14 protein-coding genes and 1 riboswitch are annotated in these 20782 nt (G+C 61.6%); of the genes, 6 read left to right on the top strand and 8 right to left on the bottom strand.

The features are described 5' to 3' along the window. The first annotated feature begins 88 nt into the window (after positions 1–88). A complete protein-coding gene (locus ACQUSW_RS10465; protein ID WP_428932236.1) occupies positions 89–2311 on the top strand; it encodes an NADP-dependent isocitrate dehydrogenase in 2223 nt (740 codons plus the stop codon). An 89-nt stretch (positions 2312–2400) separates the two neighbouring features. On the opposite strand, the gene ACQUSW_RS10460 is transcribed toward ACQUSW_RS10465, so the two are convergent. Further along, the gene (locus ACQUSW_RS10460) at positions 2401–4632 is read right to left on the bottom strand and encodes a L,D-transpeptidase family protein (protein WP_428932235.1); all 2232 of its coding nucleotides are present in this window, start codon (positions 4630–4632) and stop codon (positions 2401–2403) included. Positions 4633–4771: 139 nt separating this feature from the next. Continuing rightward, on the bottom strand, positions 4772–5182 hold the full coding sequence (locus ACQUSW_RS10455) for a RidA family protein (protein WP_428932234.1): 411 nt from the start codon (positions 5180–5182) through the stop codon (positions 4772–4774). Positions 5183–5282: 100 nt separating this feature from the next. On the opposite strand from ACQUSW_RS10455, the gene ACQUSW_RS10450 reads away from it, so the two are divergent. From ACQUSW_RS10450 to nagB, 5 genes are all read left to right on the top strand, one after another. Continuing rightward, entirely contained in the window at positions 5283–6506 is a 1224-nt protein-coding gene (locus tag ACQUSW_RS10450; RefSeq protein WP_428932233.1) for a type III PLP-dependent enzyme domain-containing protein, read from the top strand. After that, positions 6497–9862 carry a family 20 glycosylhydrolase gene (locus ACQUSW_RS10445; RefSeq protein ID WP_428932232.1) on the top strand — a complete coding sequence of 1122 codons (3366 nt, stop codon included), beginning with the start codon at positions 6497–6499 and terminating at the stop codon, positions 9860–9862. The genes ACQUSW_RS10450 and ACQUSW_RS10445 overlap by 10 nt, the downstream gene beginning before the upstream one ends. A 128-nt stretch (positions 9863–9990) precedes the next feature. Beyond that, on the top strand, positions 9991–11184 hold the full coding sequence (locus ACQUSW_RS10440; protein WP_428932231.1) for an ROK family transcriptional regulator: 1194 nt from the start codon (positions 9991–9993) through the stop codon (positions 11182–11184). A gap of 111 nt (positions 11185–11295) precedes the next feature. Further along, positions 11296–12222 (top strand): ROK family protein, encoded by a 927-nt coding sequence (locus ACQUSW_RS10435; RefSeq protein WP_428932230.1) that lies wholly within the window; start codon positions 11296–11298, stop codon positions 12220–12222. Beyond that, positions 12215–12994, top strand: coding sequence for a glucosamine-6-phosphate deaminase (gene nagB / locus ACQUSW_RS10430; protein WP_428932229.1), 780 nt, complete (start codon positions 12215–12217; stop codon positions 12992–12994). Before ACQUSW_RS10435 ends, nagB begins: the two co-directional genes overlap by 8 nt. A 64-nt stretch (positions 12995–13058) precedes the next feature. Here the strand turns inward: nagB and ACQUSW_RS10425 are convergent, their stop codons facing one another. From ACQUSW_RS10425 to ACQUSW_RS10400, 6 genes are all read right to left on the bottom strand, one after another. Beyond that, on the bottom strand, positions 13059–13517 hold the full coding sequence (locus ACQUSW_RS10425; protein ID WP_428932228.1) for an NUDIX hydrolase: 459 nt from the start codon (positions 13515–13517) through the stop codon (positions 13059–13061). Continuing rightward, the gene (locus tag ACQUSW_RS10420; protein WP_428932227.1) at positions 13510–14907 is read right to left on the bottom strand and encodes an FAD-binding oxidoreductase; all 1398 of its coding nucleotides are present in this window, start codon (positions 14905–14907) and stop codon (positions 13510–13512) included. Before ACQUSW_RS10420 ends, ACQUSW_RS10425 begins: the two co-directional genes overlap by 8 nt. Then, positions 14904–15284 carry a YrdB family protein gene (locus tag ACQUSW_RS10415; RefSeq protein ID WP_428932226.1) on the bottom strand — a complete coding sequence of 127 codons (381 nt, stop codon included), beginning with the start codon at positions 15282–15284 and terminating at the stop codon, positions 14904–14906. Before ACQUSW_RS10415 ends, ACQUSW_RS10420 begins: the two co-directional genes overlap by 4 nt. 52 nt (positions 15285–15336) lie before the next feature. Beyond that, on the bottom strand, positions 15337–17460 hold the full coding sequence (locus ACQUSW_RS10410) for a sigma-70 family RNA polymerase sigma factor (protein WP_428932225.1): 2124 nt from the start codon (positions 17458–17460) through the stop codon (positions 15337–15339). A gap of 383 nt (positions 17461–17843) precedes the next feature. Then, the gene (gene nagA / locus ACQUSW_RS10405; RefSeq protein WP_428932224.1) at positions 17844–19019 is read right to left on the bottom strand and encodes an N-acetylglucosamine-6-phosphate deacetylase; all 1176 of its coding nucleotides are present in this window, start codon (positions 19017–19019) and stop codon (positions 17844–17846) included. After that, positions 19016–20536, bottom strand: a complete 1521-nt coding sequence (locus ACQUSW_RS10400; RefSeq protein ID WP_428932223.1) for a beta-N-acetylhexosaminidase — start codon at positions 20534–20536, stop codon at positions 19016–19018. The genes nagA and ACQUSW_RS10400 overlap by 4 nt, the downstream gene beginning before the upstream one ends. A gap of 111 nt (positions 20537–20647) precedes the next feature. After that, positions 20648–20731, top strand: a riboswitch (ZMP/ZTP riboswitch). The last annotated feature ends 51 nt before the right edge of the window (positions 20732–20782 follow it).

The following is a 20782-nucleotide window of genomic DNA, read 5'->3' as shown; positions in this document are numbered from 1 at the left end:
CTGCTGCATTTACCCGGCAGCGTGGTTGAGCGAGCTCAGGTATCTTGGTATCGAGACGAATCGCCCCCGTGGACAGGAGAATCCCCAGGTGACCGACGACGCCATCATCTACACATACACCGACGAGGCTCCGGCCCTGGCCACCGCATCTCTATTGCCCATTGTTCGGGCATACGCGGGCCAGGCCGGCATTGACATTGAGACCCGCGATATTTCGCTCGCAGGTCGCATCCTCGCGGTCTTTCCCGAGCGACTCACCCCCGAACAGGAGGTGGGCGATGCCCTCAGTGAACTGGGACAGTGGGCTACACGGCCCGAGGCAAATATCATCAAGCTTCCCAATATTTCTGCCTCGATTCCGCAGTTGAAAGCGGCGATTGCAGAACTTCAGGGCAAGGGTTTCGATATTCCGAACTATCCCGACGAACCGTCGACCGACGACGAACGTGAAGCTCGTGCGCGGTACGACCGCATCAAGGGTTCGGCTGTCAACCCCGTGCTGCGTGAGGGAAACAGTGACCGCCGTGCCCCGCTGGCGGTGAAAAACTATGCGCGTAACCACCCGCACCGCAATAAGCCATTCGCTGAGGGTTCAAAAACTCGTGTAGCTACGATGGGCCACGACGACTTTGCATCGAATGAGAAGTCGTGGGTCGCACCGGCATCCGATGTGCTGAGCATTCGCCACACGGCTGAAGATGGCACCGTCACAGTGCTGAAAGAGGGGCTTGCCGTGCAGGCCGACGAGATCGTCGATGCGACGTTCCTCTCGGCAGCCGCGCTCGACGCATTCCTGGCCGACACTATCGAAGCGGCACGCCGCGACGACGTGCTGTACTCGGTGCACCTCAAGGCAACCATGATGAAGGTGTCCGACCCGATCATCTTCGGTCATGTTGTTCGCGCATTCTTCGCCGACGTCTTTGCTCGCTACGGTGAACAACTGGCGGCAGCCGGCTTGACCGCGAATGACGGCTTGGGCTCGATCCTAGCGGGCCTTGAGAGCGTGGCCGAGGGTACAGAAATTGCTGCCGCATTTGAGACCGCCATTGAGAACGGTCCGCGCCTGTCGTACGTCAACTCTGATCGTGGTATCACGAACCTGCACGTGCCCTCCGACGTCATTGTCGACGCATCGATGCCCGCACTGATCCGCAACGGCGGAAAGCTGTGGGGTGCAGACGGCGGCGAGGCCGAGACCATCGCGGTGATTCCCGACTCTTCATACGCGGGCGTTTACCAGACAGTCATCGAAGACACGATTGCTCACGGGCCACTCGACCCGGCGACTATCGGGTCGGTGCCCAACGTGGGCCTGATGGCGCAGGCTGCTGAGGAATACGGCAGCCACGACAAGACGTTCGAGATCACAGCATCCGGCACTGTGGAGGTTGTTACTTCGGCGGGCGAGGCTGTGCTGACACACACAGTGGCACCGGGTGACATCTGGCGGGCAACGCAAACAAAGGATGTTCCTGTTCGTGACTGGGTGAAGCTAGCCGTCACTCGGGCGCGCGCAACCGGTGCCCCTGCTGTTTTCTGGCTTAACCCCGAGCGTGCTCACGATGCTGTTCTGATCGAACGCGTACAGCGTTACCTGACCGATCACGACACCGACGGATTGACGATCGAGATCTTGACGCCGGTAGAAGCCACGCAGTATTCCCTGGACCGGATGCGGCGCGGCGAAGACACCATCTCTGTTACCGGAAACGTTTTGCGCGACTACCTGACCGATCTGTTCCCCATCCTCGAGGTGGGAACCAGCGCCAAGATGCTTTCGATTGTTCCTCTTCTTGCCGGCGGTGGTCTGTTTGAGACCGGCGCGGGTGGCTCTGCACCGAAGCACGTGCAGCAGCTGCAAGAAGAAGACTATTTGCGCTGGGATTCGCTGGGCGAGTTCTTTGCTCTGGCCGCGTCGTTCGAGCACTACGGCGACCGCACGGGCAACGCGAAGGCACGGGTGTTGGCCGAAACGCTCGATGCGGCCACCGGAACGTTCTTAGAAGAAGACCGTTCACCCGGGCGCAAGCTGGGCACGATCGACAACCGCGGTAGCCACTTTTACCTTGCGCTGTACTGGGCGCAGGAGTTGGCTGCGCAGCAGAACGACACCGAGTTGGCTGCTGCCTTCGCACCGGTAGCTGAGGCACTTGCTGCCGGTGAACAGACGATTGTTGACGAACTGATTGCTGTGCAGGGTAAAGAAGCACAGATCGGTGGCTACTATCGTCCGGATGCTGCGGCTGTGGAGGCGGTCATGCGGCCCTCTGCCACACTCAACGCGGTGATTGACGGTCTGAGCGCTTAGCTCTCAGTAACGAAAGGGCGGCTGGCAGAAAAGAATCTGCCAGCCGCCCTTTGTGTCTGATGCTGTGTCTGCTGCAGCGTGAATGCAGATCAGTAGTGGATGGTGACCTCAACGCCCTCGGGTGACCAGTTGTAGAGCCACTCGGCACGCCACTCGGGCATACCCACGCAGCCGTGACTCATGGGGGTTCCCCAGTTTGAGTGCCAGTACACGCCGTGGAATGCTTCGTCGCCGTTAAAGTACATAACCCATTTCACGTCGGGCTGGTAATAGTAGGGCGGCTTTTTGAGGTCTTTGTCGCCCATGTTTTGAGAATCAAGTTTCCAGTTGATCGTGTAGGTGCCGGTTTGGGTGGCGAATTCATCGACGCCGGAAGACACCGCCCACGAGTCGATAGCCTTGCCGTTTTCTATGGCGGTCACCATCTGGGTGGCGAGATTCACGTCGATCGTGCGCTGCAGCGTCGTTGTGGTGAATTTTGTTTCGGATACGGGAAGTTCGTAGCGCGCTGTGCCACTTTCGAGCATTTCGGCAAATTCTGCTGCCACACCCGTCACATCGCCGAGCGAGCGGCCGCTGATTCCTTCTGTGATTGTGCGCAGTGTTTCTCCCGCAGAGTTGGTAATGACTTCTGCGTTCTGCGGTTTGCGGTCAACAACTTTCGCTAGGCCGTCGACAGCTTTCTGAATGGCGGACTCGTTTGCTTCGATCTGGAGTTCCCCATTGTCATCAACGACGTCGAGCCACTCGGCGGCGTCGGCGGGTGCGACGGCAACCGTGCGTTCGTCACCAATGTAGAAACCGATGGTCGTGAGCATACCGTTGAGAGTGTCTACCGTCTCCTGAGCTTTGTCGTCGGTGATGGCAGCTTCGACGGGTACGGGCTCGTCATCAAATGTGACCGTGGTCTGGCCATTGGCGAGTGCCTCGGTGAGCGTATTTTCTAGTGCGTCGAGGTCGATGCCTGTTCCGCTGATAGCGGGGGTAAGTGCATAAACTTTCTTGCTTTCGTCAAATTCGACGACCGCGCCGATGGGGTCGGAATATGCCTGAGGAACAGCCTGTCGAAGGGTCTCTTCGGCAACCTCGGTGTCGAGGGTGACGTGCCCGGTAATAGGTGTTGATGACCACGAACCGACCTTCCACAGTGGATAGTCGGCATAGGCTTGCTCAACAAGGGCACGAGCGCCGACATCTGCCCCCAACTGTTCGCCAGTGACGGCTGTTTCGGCCGTCGGTCCGAGGTCGACCTCGAGCCGCGCCAGTTGCGTGTCAATTTTCTCGGTGGCCATACCCACGGTCATACCACCCACCGACACCCCGGCCACGGTGGTTCCGGGGGCGATAAGTATGAGTGAGGCGGCGGCCGTTCCGGCAATAAGTGCACCTGCGGCAGCAAGTGTCCACCACAGTGCTTTACGGCTGCGGCGTTTCTCGGTCGCGGGAGCCCACTGTGTTGCTGTGGCAGAAGAGTCACCGGATGCTGGTGCCGAGTCGGCCTGCGCTGCGGGCAGTGCTTCCGTGTCGGCCGGGGTGCCGGCTCCGGCGTTCGAATCGGCCGCGGGAACGCCGGCGACCGTTGTTGGCGAGCTGTCGACGATCGCTGTCGCTGCGGTCGCCGCAACAGCGTCATCGGCGCTTTCGCTCTCCGTGTCGGGATCGGTGCCTGACGACTCGTCGGTACCGGGCTGAGCCACGGCGACAGTCGCGGCTGTTTCTTCCGCTTCGGCTGCGTCGGCCTCCGGCTCGTTGGCCTCTGGTGCGTTGGCTTCAGGCTCGCTGGACTCTACGTCTTCGGCGTCAGGTCCTTCGACCTCGCGTTCGTCGGCCTCGCGTTCTTCGGCCTCAGGTTCGTCGGCCTCAGGTTCGTCGGTTTCAGCCCCGGCGTCGGTCGTGCTGACGGGCGATTCGTCTAACTCGGTCGCGTCTTCAGCATCATCCGACGAGTCAGCATCTGCTGTTTCCGTGACGGATTCATCCGCAGCGGCGTTGTCGTCAACGGCGCTGTCTTCGGCAGGTTCAGCATGAGGCTCAGCATCCGGAACAGCATCGTCTGCTGCATCCGGTTCGTCGCTGCTCGAGTCAACTGTTTCCGTAGGCTCGTCCGGTTCGCCCGGCGCGCTCTGATCCGCAGAATCGCTCTGTTCAGCCTGCTCGGCCTGTTCAGCCTGCTCGGCCTGCTCAGCCTCAGCCTGTTCGCCCTGCTCGGCTTCTGCTGGTGTCGCCGTCTGTTCTGCAGACTCTGTTGCTGGCGATATGGCATCGCCATCGCCCGCGTCTGCCGACGAATCTTGCCCGGCCTTCGTAGCAAGGTCGGTCACAAATCTGCCCCCCCCGAAAATCATCCACTGTGGTGTCACGAAAAGAAACACACACCTTGACAATTCTAGGTCAGTTCAGATAACAGGAAGGAAACGTTCTGCTTCGTTATTCGTGTGTAAAAAGGTTCCGGATGCTGCGCTACGCCGGGTCGACAACCGCGAGGGCGTCGATTTCTACCAGCATCTTGGGATTGGGCAAACCCGTGAACACTGTTGTCCGTGACGGGAGCACTCCGCTGGGGGAGTGGGCCGTGACGAAGGCGCCATAGGCCTCGTTCATGAGTGGGAAGTCGTCTGCTTTAGTGAGGTAGACGCGCAGCATAACGACATCGTCAAAGGACGCACCGGATGCTTCAACAATGGCTTTGACGTTTTCCAAGACGCGAGTTGTCTGTGCGGCGACATCGCCGGGGTGCAAGTATTCACCGCTGGCGGGGTCGACGGGCCCCTGACCGGAGACCTGAACGATGGGGCCTTTTCGTACACCCTGGGAGAAAACGTGGGCGGGTGCAGGGGCTGCGTCAGTGGTGATGCGGATCTTCGAGCTCATAGCGCCCAGCCTAGGCGAGAACAGGGTAGACAGCGGGGAGTCATCCACAGTTTGTGGCATCCGGATACCGTTGTGTCGTTACAGCGGATAGCGTGGAGGTGTGCAGCTCATCATTCCTGATCCTGTTCTTGGACCATGGGCGAAAGGCATCGCGCCGCGCCTTCATGGTTTGCCGCTGTCTGAAGTGGCGGCCGCCGAGGCGCGCCTCTCGGAGTTTCCCACTCCTGTGTTCACCGTGCATGAGGCGGCGCTCACGCATAACGAGACGACTGTTTTCGCATGGGCGCGTGAGCAGGGCGTGCTTATGGCACCCCATGGCAAGACGTCCATGTCACCCGCCCTGTGGCAGCGCCTGCTCGACGCCGGGGCATGGGGAATAACTCTGGCGACACCGTGGCAGGCTCAGTTGGCGATTTCTTCTGGTGTGCCGACCGTACTTATCGCGCACGGTGTTGTCGACCACGCGTCGGTGCAGCAGCTTGCGGCACAGCTTGACGCGCGACCGGGGCTTCGTGTTATTTGCTGGGCCGACAGTGTTGAAGCGGTCAATATCTTGCAGCGAGGTATGGATGGCTCGTCTGCGGTGCTGGACGTTCTCGTGGAAATCGGCGGAATGAAGGGGCGTACGGGAGCCCGCTCCATCGACGACGGGGTCGCGATCGCAAAGGCTATCCACGGGGCTTCGCACCTGCGACTGGCGGGTATTGGCGGCTACGAAGGACCATTTGGTTCAGAGCGCACGGCACATGAACAAGATTCTGTCGATGCCTACCTCTCCACGTTTTTGACTCTGCACAGTGCCGTGGGTGAACTGTATGACGGCAGTGTTCGGCCAATCCTGTCGGCCGGGGGCAGTGCTTGGCCAGATCGCGTGGCCGCGGTGCTTTCGCAGGCTTCAGAAACGGCCGATGTCGTGGTGCGGTCGGGCGCGTTCCAGATTCACGATGATGGACTGTACCGTCGGGTGTCGCCGTTCGGAAAAATCGTCGACACGGCTCCATTACGCTCCGCCATGCATGTGTGGTCGCGGGTTGTTTCGCGACCTGAGCCCGACCTCGCGCTGCTCGATGCGGGGCGACGCGACGCCTCTTTCGATAACGGTCTTCCCGAACCGCAGGGTGTTGACGGCGAAGTGATCAAACTCAACGATCAGCATGCGTTCTTGCGTCTGCCCGAAGATTCCACTGTGGCGATCGGAGACGTTATTCGACTCGGGGTTTCACACCCGTGCACCGTATTTGATAAATGGCGCGTGGGTGTCGTTATTGACGACCCGGATGCCGCTGACCCGCGTGTGATCGGAGCGTTTGCAACGTGCTTCTAAGAGACAGCGAGCCTGGCGCTGTACTGCAATTGAGCGTCGGGCTAGCTGCCCAGGGACGCGTGCGTATTTACCGTCGGGCAACCGTTATTGATGGCACAGGCAAAGGCCGTTTTGTGGCGGATGTTGCTGTCGAAGGTCGGCGCATCGTCGCCATCGTGACCGAAGGCACCGCGGCCGACGACCCCCAGCGCACGATGCTCGATACCCCTCCCGAGGGCACGATCGAGATCGACGCCGAAGGCAAGGTGCTCTCTCCCGGCTTTATCGATATGCATGCTCATAGCGATCTGGCTGTGCTGCGTGGTGCCGATCACACAGCAAAGCTGCTGCAGGGCGTAACGACCGAGGTTATTGGCCAGGACGGGCTCGGCTACGCCCCCGCTACTGATGCAACAGCCGATACGGTAGCAACGCAGATCGCCGCCTGGAATGGGCGGCTCGACACTGCTCGCTGGCGTTCATTTTCCGACTTTATTGACGACATTGACCGAAGCACTGCGGGCAATGTTGCTGTCTTGGTGCCGCAGGGCAACCTGCGCATGATGGTTGTGGGGCATCACTCGCGAGAGGCGACAGCAGAAGAACGGGGTCAGATGGCCGACCTGCTCGGGGAGGCTCTCGATGCGGGAGCCGTGGGCATGTCGAGCGGGCTCACGTATGCGCCGGGAATGCATGCGAGCACAGACGAACTGGCGATGCTGTGCCGCGTCGTAGCGGAACGCGGTGGATATTGGGCTCCGCATACCCGCAGTTATGGTGCACGCGCACTGGAGGCGTACAAAGAAGCACTCGATATTGGGCGACGCACAGGCTGCCCGATTCACTTGACGCATGCGACCATGAACTTTGCTGCGAACCGCGGTAAAGCCCAGCAGCTGTTGGCGCTCATCGATGACGCGATTGCTGATGGCGTCGATGTTACTCTCGACACCTATCCGTATCTTCCCGGCGCGACAACGCTCGCTGCGCTGCTGCCGAGTTGGCTGGCAGAAGACGGCGATGTTGTTGCGGCCGTTGCGGCTCTGGACGAATCAGGACGCAGCAGGGTGCGCCATGAACTCAACGAAGTGGGCAGTGACGGTTTTCACGGCGAAAAGGCCGACTGGTCGCTGATCGAGGTTTCGGGTGTTGGCCAGCCGGAACACGCGCCCCTCGTAGGCAAAACGATCGCGCAGATCGCAGCCGACAGCCAGCGCGATGCAGTAGACATCGTTCTTGACCTTGTGGTCGCCGACGCCGGCGCAACGGGGATTCTTATGCACGTTGGCGATGAAGACAACGTTCGCGCGATTATGCAGCATCCGGCGCACTGCGCAGGTTCAGACGGAATTCTCGTGGGTGATAAGCCTCACCCTCGCGGCTACGGCACGTTTCCGCGCTATCTGGGGCACTATGCGCGCGAGCAGGGTGTGCTCACACTCGAGCAGGCTATTCAGCACCTCTCAGGCACCCCGGCACGGCGTTTGGGTCTGTGGGAGCACGATGCACCTCGCGGCATCATCACCGAGGGTGCGGTCGCTGACCTCGTGCTTTTTGATCCAGGCACCATCATCGACCACGCCACTTTTGACGACCCACGCCGTGCACCCTCGGGTATCGACGAGGTTGTGATTGGCGGTGTTCCCGTTGTGGTCGACGGCACTGTTACCGGTGCAACGCCCGGCGGTGTGCTGAGGCGCGTGCTCCCCGCGCACCGCGCGACGGTACCGCTGCAGCAGAGCACGATTGATCCTCATGAGAGAGCTGTTGTTCTCCACCCAGAGGTGGCGGTTAGTGCCGACGAAGCACTGACAGAAGAGGCGGTAGCGCTGCGCCGGATTATTGCGCAGTTGGATCCGGATGCCGCGCGCTATGCCTCTGCTGCCGGCGACTGGGCCGATGCTGCCACAGAGGTTGCGCTGGAAGTCGACCCGAGTGTGGTGACCGATTACGACTGGGGTATGAGTGTTGTCGATGAAGCCTTCTGTCTTCAGATCGCTGACGGACGAGTGCTTGTACGGGGAGCAACGAAGACAGGAGTCTTTCGTGGTGTGATGGCGCTGGCACAGCTTGTGCCGACCTCCGTGAGCTGTCCGGATGGTAGCCGTGCCGCAGCCCCGGCCGTTCTCCCTCATGGCACATGGTGGTCGGCTCCGGCAGTGGCGTGGCGTGGCGTGATGATCGACGTTGCACGGCATTTCCGCCCCATCGATGACCTTCGTCGAATCATCGACTTGCTGGCGCTGCACCAGATGTCGGTGCTGCACTTGCACCTCACAGATGACCAGGGGTGGCGCTACGAGGTGCCGGGGTATCCTCTCCTCACCGAAGTCGGCGCTCGTCGCGAGAGCACCCAGCGCGGACACGGAGATCAGGCGACGGTAGAAGCCGGGGTTCATGAGGGCTTCTATACGCAGACGGAGTTGCGTGAGCTTGAAGCCTACGCACGCGAACGACACATCACTGTTGTACCCGAGGTCGAGCTCCCGGGGCACGTGCAGGCCGCGTTGGCCGCGTACCCGGAGCTCGGAAATACCGATGCGGCTGGACCCCCCTCGGCGCCGTGGGAGCGCTTTGGTGTCAATACTCGCACGCTGGCGCCCACGGACGAGGCCGTCGCCATGGGCGTTGCCGCTATCGACGCGCTGTGCGACGCTTTTGCCTCGCCGTGGATTGGTATCGGCGGCGACGAAGTGCCGGTGCACGAGTGGGAGCACAGCGAGCGGGCGCAGGAGCGCATGCGTGCACTTGGCCTGGACTCGGTCCGGCAGGTGCAACCGTGGTTTACCGAGCGGTTTGTGGAGCACACGCTGTCGCGGGGCCGCATTCCTTTGGCGTGGGACGAAGTTCTTGAGGGAGACGTTCCTGACGGCATGGAGGTGCTGGCCTGGCGTGGGCCGGTAGCGCTCAACGAGGCCTTGCAGCGCGGTATTCCGGTTGTTGCCTGCCCCGACCTTGATTTGTATTTCGATTACCGACAGTCGGAGTCGCCTGAAGAGCCGGTGCCTGTCGGCCCGCCCCTGTCGACACAGCGCGCCTACCAGTTGCAGCTTCCCGACGGAGTGCGTGGCGGGCAGGCGAACGTGTGGACCGAGCATTTACCCACTCGAACCCGCGTCGACTTTGCTCTGTTCCCACGCTTGGCTGCTTCGGCGGAGCGGCTGTGGCTAGGGGGTGAACCCGGATGCTACTCGCAGTTCGTGTCGCGGCTGCAGGGCCATCTGGCGCGCCTTCGGGACCGTGGCGTGAACTACCGTCCCGATGACGGTCCAACGCCAGCACAGCGGCGCCCGGGGGTTCCTGGTAAGCCGATGTCGGTTGCTGAGCGGCAGGCGATTGTGGCTGATCTCGTATCGGCACTGGCGGAGCCGCGGTAGCGTGGCAGTGGCGGTATTTTGGTATCCAGGCGAAGCAATGTCACGGTAAAGTAACGTTTTGGTAACCCTGGCCGGAACCATAGTCCTAGGAGTTGCGTAAATTTTGTTCGTAAGGTCTACTAACAAACATGTCCGTATCGGGTGAGCAGCGTCGCAACACGACGCACAGCGTGAACACGCAGGAGCGCCACAGTTTTGGCCCTGCGCGTCATCTGCGAACCCGCGGCAAGGTGTTGCCAGAACACGCCCGCGGGCACAACCGTTCCCTGGTGCTGCAGACCCTCTATCACGACGGCGCAATGAGCCGGGCAGACCTTTCACGGGAGACCGGTCTCACACGGGTGACGATCTCCGATCTTGTTGCCGAGTTCATGGCAGAGGGAATCGTCATTGAAAAGGGTATTCGTGAGACGAGCGGTCCGGGTAAGCCGCCGATCCTGGTCGATATCGACCGCACAGGTCACCAGGTCATTGGTATTGATCTGTCGGGTCCCACTTCATTTGAGGGCGCTGTTTTGAGCCTCGACGGTGACGTGCTCGAGCGCGATGAGGTTGCCCGTCCGCTGGCTGTTGACGGCGAAGCAGCGTATAAAGCGCTCGCCGAGCTCGCCCAGCGTTTGGCCGAAAAAGCCACCGCAACCGTACTGGGCGTTGGAGTGGGTGCGCCGGGAATTGTGCGTCCCGACGGTGTCGTACTCAGTTCTCCTAACCTGGGGTGGACTAACTTTCCGCTGGAAGCAATGCTCAGTTCAACACTGCAGCTGCCGGTTCTCGTGCGCAACGACGCCAATACAGCGGTGCTCGCGGAGTACACCTTTGGTAGTGCGCAGTCTGATCTGATGTTTATTCGTATCGGGCGAGGCGTCGGTGCAGGCCTGATTTCGGCCGGGCAGCCCATGCTCGGAAAACGTTTTGCAGCCGGAGAAATTGGCCACGTCGTTGTGGGCACCGATAAGGGGCCGCAGTGCGCGTGTGGCAAGTTTGGCTGCCTCGAGTCGTGGATCGGTGAGCTGCACCTCCGCAGCAGAATCGACCAGGCGACAACAGAGCAAGAGAAAGACGATGTCTTGCGCGACGCAGGTGCTCGTTTAGCAATTGCCATTGCACCCATCGTCGCCGGTCTTGACCTCGGTGAAATTGTGCTCTCTGGGCCTGGTGATTTGCTCGACGGAGTTTTCCGTGATTCCGCGGTTGAAACCCTGCGCGCCCGTCTGCTCGAGGGAATTTTCGATGACGTTGTGCTGCGTCGCACGCTGCAAGACAACATTGTCTTGCGCGGTGCCGCGGTCATGGTGTTATCGGGCGAGCTGGGGGTGTCCTGAGGCGATGACGCTTCACTTTCGGTTGGCCAGTGCTGGCCGCAGCGACTGCAGTGTGGTCGCACACTGATGGCCGCGCTCATGAGAGCCGGCTCCGAGGAGGAAAGCCGGTCAATGAGGGTTGGTCTGGATGTCGGCGGTACCAAAACAGATGCAGTGGCCGTACGTGACGACGGCTCTATTGCCGCGCGCGTAAGGATCCCTACCGGGTGGGGTGCGGAAGAAGTCGTTGACACGATCCGTACCGCGACTGCGCAGCTCTGTGAGCAAAGCGACAGCGAACTTACTGACATTGTTTCGATTGGTGTAGGCATTCCCGGCCTTGTTGATCTGACAACCGGTCATGTTCTGCACGCCGTGAATCTTGGTATCGAATCTCTCGATTTGGCCGGTTGGGTGCAACACCACATTGACGTGCCGTGCGTGGTAGAAAACGATGTGAAGGCTGCGGCGCTTGGTGCAGCGGCTCTGCGCAAAGACAGCCGCTCGATGGCGTTCCTGAACCTCGGGACGGGCGTGGCAGCAGGGATTGTTGTCGACGGAGAACTGTGGCGCGGCATGGGAGGAATTGCCGGAGAGGTCGGACACATTTCTGTTGATCCGCAGGGGCGTCTGTGTGGCTGTGGGCAGCACGGATGTGTCGAGACTCTGTGCGGTGGCGGAGCGGTGGCGAAAGCGTGGGGACGCCCAGGAGCCCTGCCCATTCGCGACATCTTCGACGCCGCGGAGCAGGGCGACCTCCTCGCAGCACAGCTGAGGGAGGGGCTGGCAGCCGGTGCCGCCGCGGCCATTCGAATCATTGTTTTGAGTGCCGATGTAGAAACGGTTGTTCTGGGCGGTGGGATCACTGCTCTGGGTGCAAGGCTCTTAAATGACGTGAAAAAGGCGCTTCATCGTGGGGCCGAACGCTCGGCCTTCATGAAGTCGCTCAAACTGGATGAAAGAATCGAACTGTTGCCGTCGGGGTCGCCCGCGGCAGCTTTAGGTGCGGCTCTTGTCGGAGTGCCCGTAAAAGATCAGGGAGCAGTGGTCCATGGCTGAGATCGTTATCGTCGAAAACAAAGAGCAGGCTGGTGCGCTGGTAGCCGACGCTATCACCGCGCTTGTTCAGCGCCGCCCCGACACCGTCTTGGGGTTTGCTACCGGCTCAACACCGCTACCGGTGTATCAGGCGTTGCGTGAGCGTTTTGCTGACATTGATGTGTCGCAGGTCCGTGGCTTTGCGCTCGACGAATATGTCGGCATCGACCCCGACCACCCAGAAAGCTATCGCTCAGTGATCACCCGCGAAGTTGTTGAGCCCCTTGGCCTGAACCCCGAGCTGGTGCGCGTACCCAACGGTGACCCGGAAACCGCGGCAACAGCCGGGGATGACTACGAAGCGGCCATCGACGAAGCCGGTGGTATCGATCTGCAGATTCTGGGGATCGGCACCGACGGGCACATTGGTTTTAATGAGCCGGGATCGTCATTGTCGTCGCAGACGCGCGTGAAGACGCTCACCGAACAGACCCGTGAAGATAACGCACGGTTCTTTGATTCGATCGATGATGTGCCGCGCCACTGCATTACGCAGGGCATTGGTACGATTCTCGAAGCTCGTCACCTTGTGCTTCTCGCCTTCGGTGAGGGCAAGGCCGAAGCTATTGCTGCAGCGGTCGAAGGCCCACTGACATCGTTTGTGCCCGGTTCGGCGATTCAGTTGCACCCGCGCGTGACAGTCGTCGTCGATGAGGCGGCGGCATCGAAACTCAAGCTTGCCGACTACTACCGGTACTCCTACGAAAATAAGCCTGCCTGGCAGTCGCTCTAGTCTGTCGGCACCGAGTATCCCCCGACGCACAGGCCCTATCGTTACGATCAGGGCCTGTGCGTTTTTACTCCTGTTGCGGGCTGGTTTTTAGATCGGTGTGCGGCGAGCGCACAGCGCCATGAGCAGCCAGGCCGAAAGCGATGGGTAGCAGGTGCGTGCGGCTGAGCGGTGCCAACGGAATCGTGTCGATATCTGCATGGGTGATCCACCGCAGCTCAGCAATCTCCGCCTGTACGCGCACATGGTCAGCCTCGGCGTGCAGCGCAAACGCCTGGGCAACGACACGGTGTCCGGCTTCGTTCGCGGCCGCCGCAGTGAATTCGCCCAGCGGACGAAGGTCACCGGTGGCGACGACGAGCCCTAGCTCTTCGTGTAGTTCGCGCTGCAGAGTTTGCGCGGCCGTTTCTCCGTGTTCTGGCTTTCCTCCCGGATGCATAAAGCGCTGCGTGTTTCGCTTGCGCACGAGCAATACTTTGCCGTGCGAGTCGGTGATAACACCGGCACTGACGTGGATATCAGGCATCCGGATGCTCCTGAAAAACTTTGCCGGGATTCATTATGCCGGTCGGGTCGAATACGCGGACTATGTCGCGCTGGAGCTGCCATTGATCGTGACCGAGTTCTTCGGCAAGCCAGCGACTCTTGAGCGTGCCCACGCCGTGTTCTCCGGTCAGGGTGCCACCGAGCGAGAGCGCAGCACGAAAGAGTTCATCGGCGGCCCGCCAAATATGCTCGGGTACAACGGGGCCGTCAAAGATGAAATTCGGATGCAGGTTGCCATCGCCAGCGTGGGCCACGGTCGGGATCGTGATCGCGTAGTGCTGTTCAATGCGGGTGATTTCATCGAACATGGCGGCCATGCGGCTGCGAGGAACCGATACGTCTTCGATCAGAGTTGTACCCCGACGTGCCAGAGCCGGATGCACACTGCGTCGTCGATGAAGCAACTCTTCACCTTCGTCGGGCGTTGTCGCGAGCGTTGCATAACCGCCTGCGCTGGCAATTGTTGCGGCGATGCTCTCGGCTTCGGCGCGAGCAGCGGGGCCGTCTGTTTGTATGGTGAGCAGCGCCGCATCACGGGCGGGAGCTGCCAGTTCGAGCAACTCGTGCACGGCCGCAAGGGTCGTGGCATCCATGAGCTCCATAATGGCTGGCTGCACACCGCTGGCACTGATCGCGGTTGCCGCATCGGCTGCGGCACGAACGGTCGGAAAGACGCCGGTGAGCGTATATTTTTCTCCTGGCACCAGGCGCGCGAGTTTCAACGTCGCGCCGACGATGATGCCGAGCTGACCTTCTGATCCGACGATAAGGGAGGTGAGGTTGAGGCCCGCGACCCCCTTCACGGTTTGCCGACCCGTACGAATAAGCCGCCCATCGGCCAGCACAATATCGAGTCCCAGCACCCAGTCGGCGACCACCCCGTACTTAGCACACAGCAGCCCACCGGCACCGGTGGCGATATTGCCACCCACGGTCGAAATCGCGCGGCTGGCAGGATCGGGAGGCCACCACAGGCCGCTGGGGGCAAGCTCGTCGTTGAGGGTGGCGTTAATAATTCCCGGTTCAACAACAGCAATGAGGTCAGTGGAGTCGACACGCAGAACCCGGTTCATCGCGAGGGTGGAGATCACGAGTTCTCGCGGGCCAGCAAGGGCGGCGCCCGCAAGCCCGGTACCAGCGCCGCGGGTGACGACGGGAGTGTCTGTTTGGTGGGCGATGGCCAGAGCCGTTTGTATGTCGCCCACGCTCTCTGCATGGACGACCGCGAGCGGACGCCCGGAGGAACGATGGCCCGACTGGTCGGCACGCGCGTGTTCGAGGGCGGTGACAGAGGTGTCGACCTTATCGGCCAGCGCGGCACGGAGGCGAGAAACAACTGCCTCGGCATCGTGACTGGCAGCGTCGGTCATGACAGCGTTCGGCGTCCTGCCGCTAAACCGACAGCGATGGCAACCACGGCAAAGCCGAGACCCACCCAGGTTTCACCCAGCGACCACCACGCAACCGTGACACCGGCGTACACAAGAAGTTCAACGGCCGCCGTGACATAGGGGTGAGTGCGTAGAACGGGGCGCGGCGAAAGGAAGAGAGCCCACACCAACAGGAGAACGACGGGAGCGCCCACGGCAGCGACGATGTTCCAGGGCAACGCCCACGACGACAGTCCCCAGATAATGAGCGATGCCACCGCAACGATCAGGACGACTGTGCGAACGACGTCGATGACAGATATGCGACGTGGCTGCGAGTCCGGCGTGGTGGATGGCGAAGCGGCAGGGGTGGTCATGGTCTCTAGTCTAGAACGCCGAGCAATGATCAACCCGCGAATGTCAATAACCCTACGACTCACACCTGGAGTTATAGGGGTCGCCCAGGGTGAACATCCTCATGGTGTTACCCCGTTCACCCGTGGCGTCGTCGGTGACATAGCGCAGCGCGATCCTCGCGTTCAACACCACTTCGTGCGCCAGGGGACGCAGCTCGAGCACCCCAACTCCGTCGCTGTCGAGCGTTGTTTCTGCACCGACTCGCCAGCTAAGAAGGTCGTTCACCATGATCTGCACGCGAGCATCAGGCTCGCCACTGACCTGAACCTGATAGACCACCGATGACGGGTCAAGACTGCCCCACGCGAGCCGACTGCACTCCAGGCTGGACTCGCCCCATGAGGGCACACCGTCGGGAAGCCCCCCGGTCTCGGGGTCGGGCTCGTCCGTGGGGTCGGGCGTTGGTTCGGGTGTCGGCTCTACGGTGGGGTCGGGTGTCGGCTCCATCGTGGGTGTTGGGTCGGGCGTCGGAGTCGGATCCGGTGTGGGTGTTGGCGTGGGTGTTGGGTCGGGCGTTGGCTCGGGTGACGGCTCATCCGTGGGATCCGGCGTTGGTGTTGGCGTCGGCTCGGGATCGGTGGTCGGATTTGGTGTGGGTATGGGATCTGATGTCGGTTCAGGCGTCGGGGTGGGGTCGGGCGTTGGTTCGACCGTGGGCTCGGGTGTCGGCTCCGGCTCGGGCTCGGGCGCCGGTTCCGGGTCGGGGCTCGGCTCAGGATCAGGAGTCAGCTCGGGCTCGGGCGTTGGCGCTTGCGTTGCATCCGGGGCCGGGGTGGGAAGCAGTGTGGGTGGGGCGGGTGTTTGCTGAGACCGAGGAACAAGCGGGGAAAGTGAGTCGTCGAGATCGTCGTCGCTGTCAAAGGGCGGTGCCGTGATGATGGGCATTGTCGGTGACTCTTGCGAGTCGGGAGCCGTGACCTCGGCAACAATATCGCCGGCGCCCAGCGCGCCTTCTGCCTGTGCCGCAGAGTTCGATGAGCCACCGAAAATTCCGGGCACAACGGCCGCGGCAACAATCGCGCCGGAGACCACGAGAGCTGCCGAACCGATTCCAATGAGCGCGCCGAGCCCAGACACGAGCCCCGATGATGCCGCAGCACCTGCTCCCGCGCCAGCTGCGGCGGTTCCTGCGGCAGAACCACCCGCTGCCGAACTGCCGCCAGCAGCGCCTGACCCGGCGGTTCCGCTACCACCGCCGGAACCGGCTGTGCCGGATGCAGCGGCTACGCCTGCGCCTCCGGCAGCTGCTGAACCGGCCACAACGGCACCTTCAACAACAGACGAGGGCATGGCGGCCACGGCAACAATCGGTGCAGAAGCGTTCTGCAGATACGCCAGATAGCTACCCGCGCCTGTAACACCCAGAATGAGCGGAAGCAGCACGAGAGCGAGGCGATGAGAAACATCTTTTGCTTCTGCAGCAACGATCAAACAGCGGGGGCAATCATCGAGGTGCTCATCGACTTTGCTGTGATCCCGAGTGCCGAGGTTATTGCGAGCGTAGGCACCGAGGCGTTCAATAACCCACTGGCAGTCCGAGCCGGGCTGCGCAGCGTTCAGATGGGCCTGAATCCATGCTTCGCGTAGCCCTTCACGGGCACGAAACGCGAGTTGAGATACGGCACCGGCCGAAAGGCCGAGCAGTGGAGCTATCGCGGCGGGCTTCATCTGCTCGATTTCGGAGTACCACAGCACTTCTTGCCAGCGCGTAGGTAGGCTGCGGAACGCTTGCGTCGTTAGGCTGCGATCGAGGGCTTCATCGGCCGCCGACTCCGTGGTTTCCGGATCGGGTACGGCTTCAAACTCTTCGATATTTTGTTCGCGGCGCGCACGGCCCCACCCCGCGGCCGTATTGCGGATGGCCGTAAATAGATAGGCGCGAAACGAACCGGTGGGCCCGCCGCCGCGCAGCACTGCCTGAAAAATTTTGGCGTAAGCCTCTTGCACAAGGTCGTCGGGATCGAGGTCTGACGACACAGAACGTGCCACGACGATGCCTGAACGATAGTGGCGACGCCAGAGTTCTCCATAAGCGTCTGAGTCGCCCGAACGGGACCGCAAAATAAGCTCAGCGTCGGAAAGGTCGCTCAGCGGGCTGCCCAGGGGCGCAAAATTATCGTCGTCTAAATCAGTCATAGCTGGTGCGTCGATGTGCTCATACCCAAGAGACACGGGTAATGCTGTTTCATCACGCGCTTTCTATTGTCGCTTGTTCTGGAGGTTTCGGCGAGCCCTGGGGAAAACTCGTTTCTGCATGCTCGACCACCATGCGCGACACGCCCGAGAAACATGTTTTTCTCTGTCGCGTAATAAGAGCCATGCTCGGTCGTCTCATGGTCGGAGAGAATTTGCGTACTCAGCGGGGGGCAGAGTCGCAACGCCGACAGTGGGGCCAATTCTGTCGGCAGGGAGTTTCGAGAGCCTCGGGGGAGGAGTTCTCGGAACCCCCACCCTCTCTCCGGGGAATTGTTGAGGCCGCCGTTCTGGGGAACGGCGGCCTCACTTGTTTGTTGGTGAAATTACTGCTGCACAGCGGTCCCGGTCCACACGTGGGTCGGCGACAGCGCGGAGTCGAGCAGCACAGCGTCGGCCACATAACCGGGCTGGAGTGAGCCGAGTCGGTCGTCGTAACCGAGCACGCGCGCCGGTGTCTCGGTCAGAGCGCGCACGGCTTCGGCAACATCGACACCCGCGGCAACCGTCTGTGCCAGGGCGACATCCTGTGTGAGTGTCGAGCCGGCAATGGCGCCTGTCTCGTCGACCCGGGCGACGCCGTCGCGAACGGTCACGGCAAGTTCGCCCAGCACATAGTTGCCATCCGCCGCGCCCGCGGCTGCCATGGCGTCGGTTACCAGTGCGACACGGCCGGGCGCGGCATCGAACAGCAGTCGAATAACGTACGGGTGCAGGTGCACGCCGTCGGCGATGCCCTCCAGTACGACGCGCTCGTCGGCAGCAGCAGCCAGCACGGGGCCAGGCACACGGTGGTGAATACCGTTCATCGCGTTGAATGCGTGCGTGAGGAGCGTGGCCCCGGCATTAAAAGCGGCCTCGGCAATGGCGGCATCGGCGTTGGTGTGGCCTACGGCCGCAACGGCACCGGATGCTGTGATGGCAGCGATGGCCTCGAGGCCCCCCGGTAGTTCGGGTGCCAGGGTTACCTGACGAACTGTGCCGTTACCTGCCTGCAATAGCGCCTCGACATCGTGGGCGAGCGGTGTTCGCAATAGTTCGGGGTCGTGCGCACCGTGGTGTCCAGGGTCGAGGAAAGGGCCTTCCAGGTGTGAGCCAAGAATATCAGCGTCGGTGATCATGAGGTCGGCAATCGCAGCCACCCGCTGGCTGAGTTGTTCGACCGTGGCGGTAACAAGCGAGATGACGGCACGGGTGGTGCCGTGGCTACGGTGCATATCGCGGGCGCGCCGAATAGCTTCGGCGCCGTCGTCATAGGAGCATCCGGCACCCCCATGGCCATGAATGTCGATAAAACCCGGCGTGAGCACGGCATCGGGGCCGGCGGCTACCGTAGCGTCGATGACTTCGTCGGCGGGCTCCCATGTGGAGCCGGTGCCGCGCGTGGTCACGATACCGTTATCGAAGCGTACCCAGGCATCGTGGTCGACGACACCGCCGTCAATAATGCGGGCGGAGTGAATAACGAGTGAGCCCTCGTGGGACGACAGCGTGGCGGTCATGCTTCGGGCCAATCGATGCCCTCGGCCCGGTGAAAGCCGATGCCGCGTGCCTGCCACAGCGGAGCAAGCCCGGCCACGCGAGTGCGGAACGACTCCCACGTGCGGTCGGCACCCTCGGCGGGTGACCACGCGATCTCTGCGATCGCTGCGGCACGGGGGAAAGCGAGCACGTCGACGTCGTCGAGGCTCGAGAGGGTTTCGGCCCACAGCGGTGCTTCAACACCGAGGATCGCGTCGTCATCGACATCCGGAACAACCGCGGTCGGCTCCCACTCATAGGCTTTTTGCACGGGAATGTAGCCGGCCCAGCTCAGCCCGAGCGAGAAATCTTCTGAGTATTTCATGTCGAGGTAGGCGGCGTCGCAGGCTGACATGATCAGCTGGCCGTTACGTGCCACAAAGTGCGCGGCATCTGCTGCATGCGTGCCCTCGGGTACAACCTTGCCCCAGTACTGGCCCACCGTGCCCTCGGCGATATCGGCGCTGGCTCCAGCCTCGTGCCAGGCGACAGGCGTCTTGCCTATGCTCTGGGTGATGGCTGTTGCGCGAGCAATAAAGTGCGCAAAGTCTTCGGCGGGGGTGCCGAGTGCCTCATCGCCACCGATGTGCAGGTAGGGTCCCGGAGTAATTTCGGCGAGTTCACGCAGCACGTCGGTAACGAACTCGTAGGTGCGTTCCTCATGGATGCGTACCGAAGAGTGCCCGACTCCCCAGCCGATATAGGGCTTGCCGGCGATGGGCAGTTCTTGCTGCAGCTGTTCGGCCTGCTGCAGCAGTACGTCGTTCATGACCGGGTCTTCGACCAGCTCGGGGTAAGCAACACCCACAGCATGCGTATGGCCGGGCAGGTCGATTTCGGGCACGAGCACCATGTGGCGTTCGGCCGCATAGGCGACGATCTCGCGATAGTCGTCTTTCGTGTAGAAGCCACCGGGTGCGCCATTGGCCGACGTCGACGATGCTTTTTCGGTGAGCAGCGGCCAGGCGTCAATTTCGATGCGCCAACCCTGGTCGTCGGTGAGGTGCAGGTGCAGGTGGTTGTACTTCAGTGCGCTTGTGCGGTCGATATATGCCTTCACGTCGTCGACGCTAAAGAAATGGCGCGCTACATCGAGCATGACGCCACGGTAAGCAAAGCGGGGTGCATCGTTGATGCGCACGCGAGGCGACACCCACGTGTCATCGGCAGTCTTCTCGAGCAGTTGCACGAGCGTGTGTGCGGCGTAGAAGGCGCCTGCTGCATCGGCAGCAGCAATATCGATGCGGTCGGTGACACTCAGTCGATAACCCTCAGCGGGCAGTGTCTCATCACGAGAAACAGTAATGTCGCCCGCGTCTGCGCCCTCTTCGACCCGTTCGAGTGTCGAACCGATGTGTGAGGTTAGCGGCAGTGCAAAAGATGCTCCCAGCGCTGGGTCGGCCACCAGACGTGAAGCTGTCGTCAGCGTCGTGGATCCTTCATCAACTTCTACGGCCGTGGGCAGGGGGATCAGCGAAAGCTGTGCGCTCAGAGACATAGGCAAAAACTTACCTGGTGCGCCACAGGTTTGCGAAGCGGCGGCTGTGGGGCTGTGGACAGAAAAGTCAGTGGCATCCGGATGCTGAAAATAGCGCTCGTTCGGCTATGCTCGAACCGTCGCGACTGGCGTCTGGGTGGGGTACCACCGGGGAGCGACCGATACGGGATTCGACCGCGCGCCTGGGCCGATGAGAGGAAAATGTCCGATGGTTCATCGTCCCGTTTGGCGGGTACGACTGGGCCA

It is taken from the genome of Microbacterium luticellae, assembly GCF_050408645.1.
In the GTDB taxonomy this organism is placed as follows: domain Bacteria; phylum Actinomycetota; class Actinomycetes; order Actinomycetales; family Microbacteriaceae; genus Microbacterium.
This window is presented reverse-complemented; position numbering and strand designations above follow the sequence as displayed.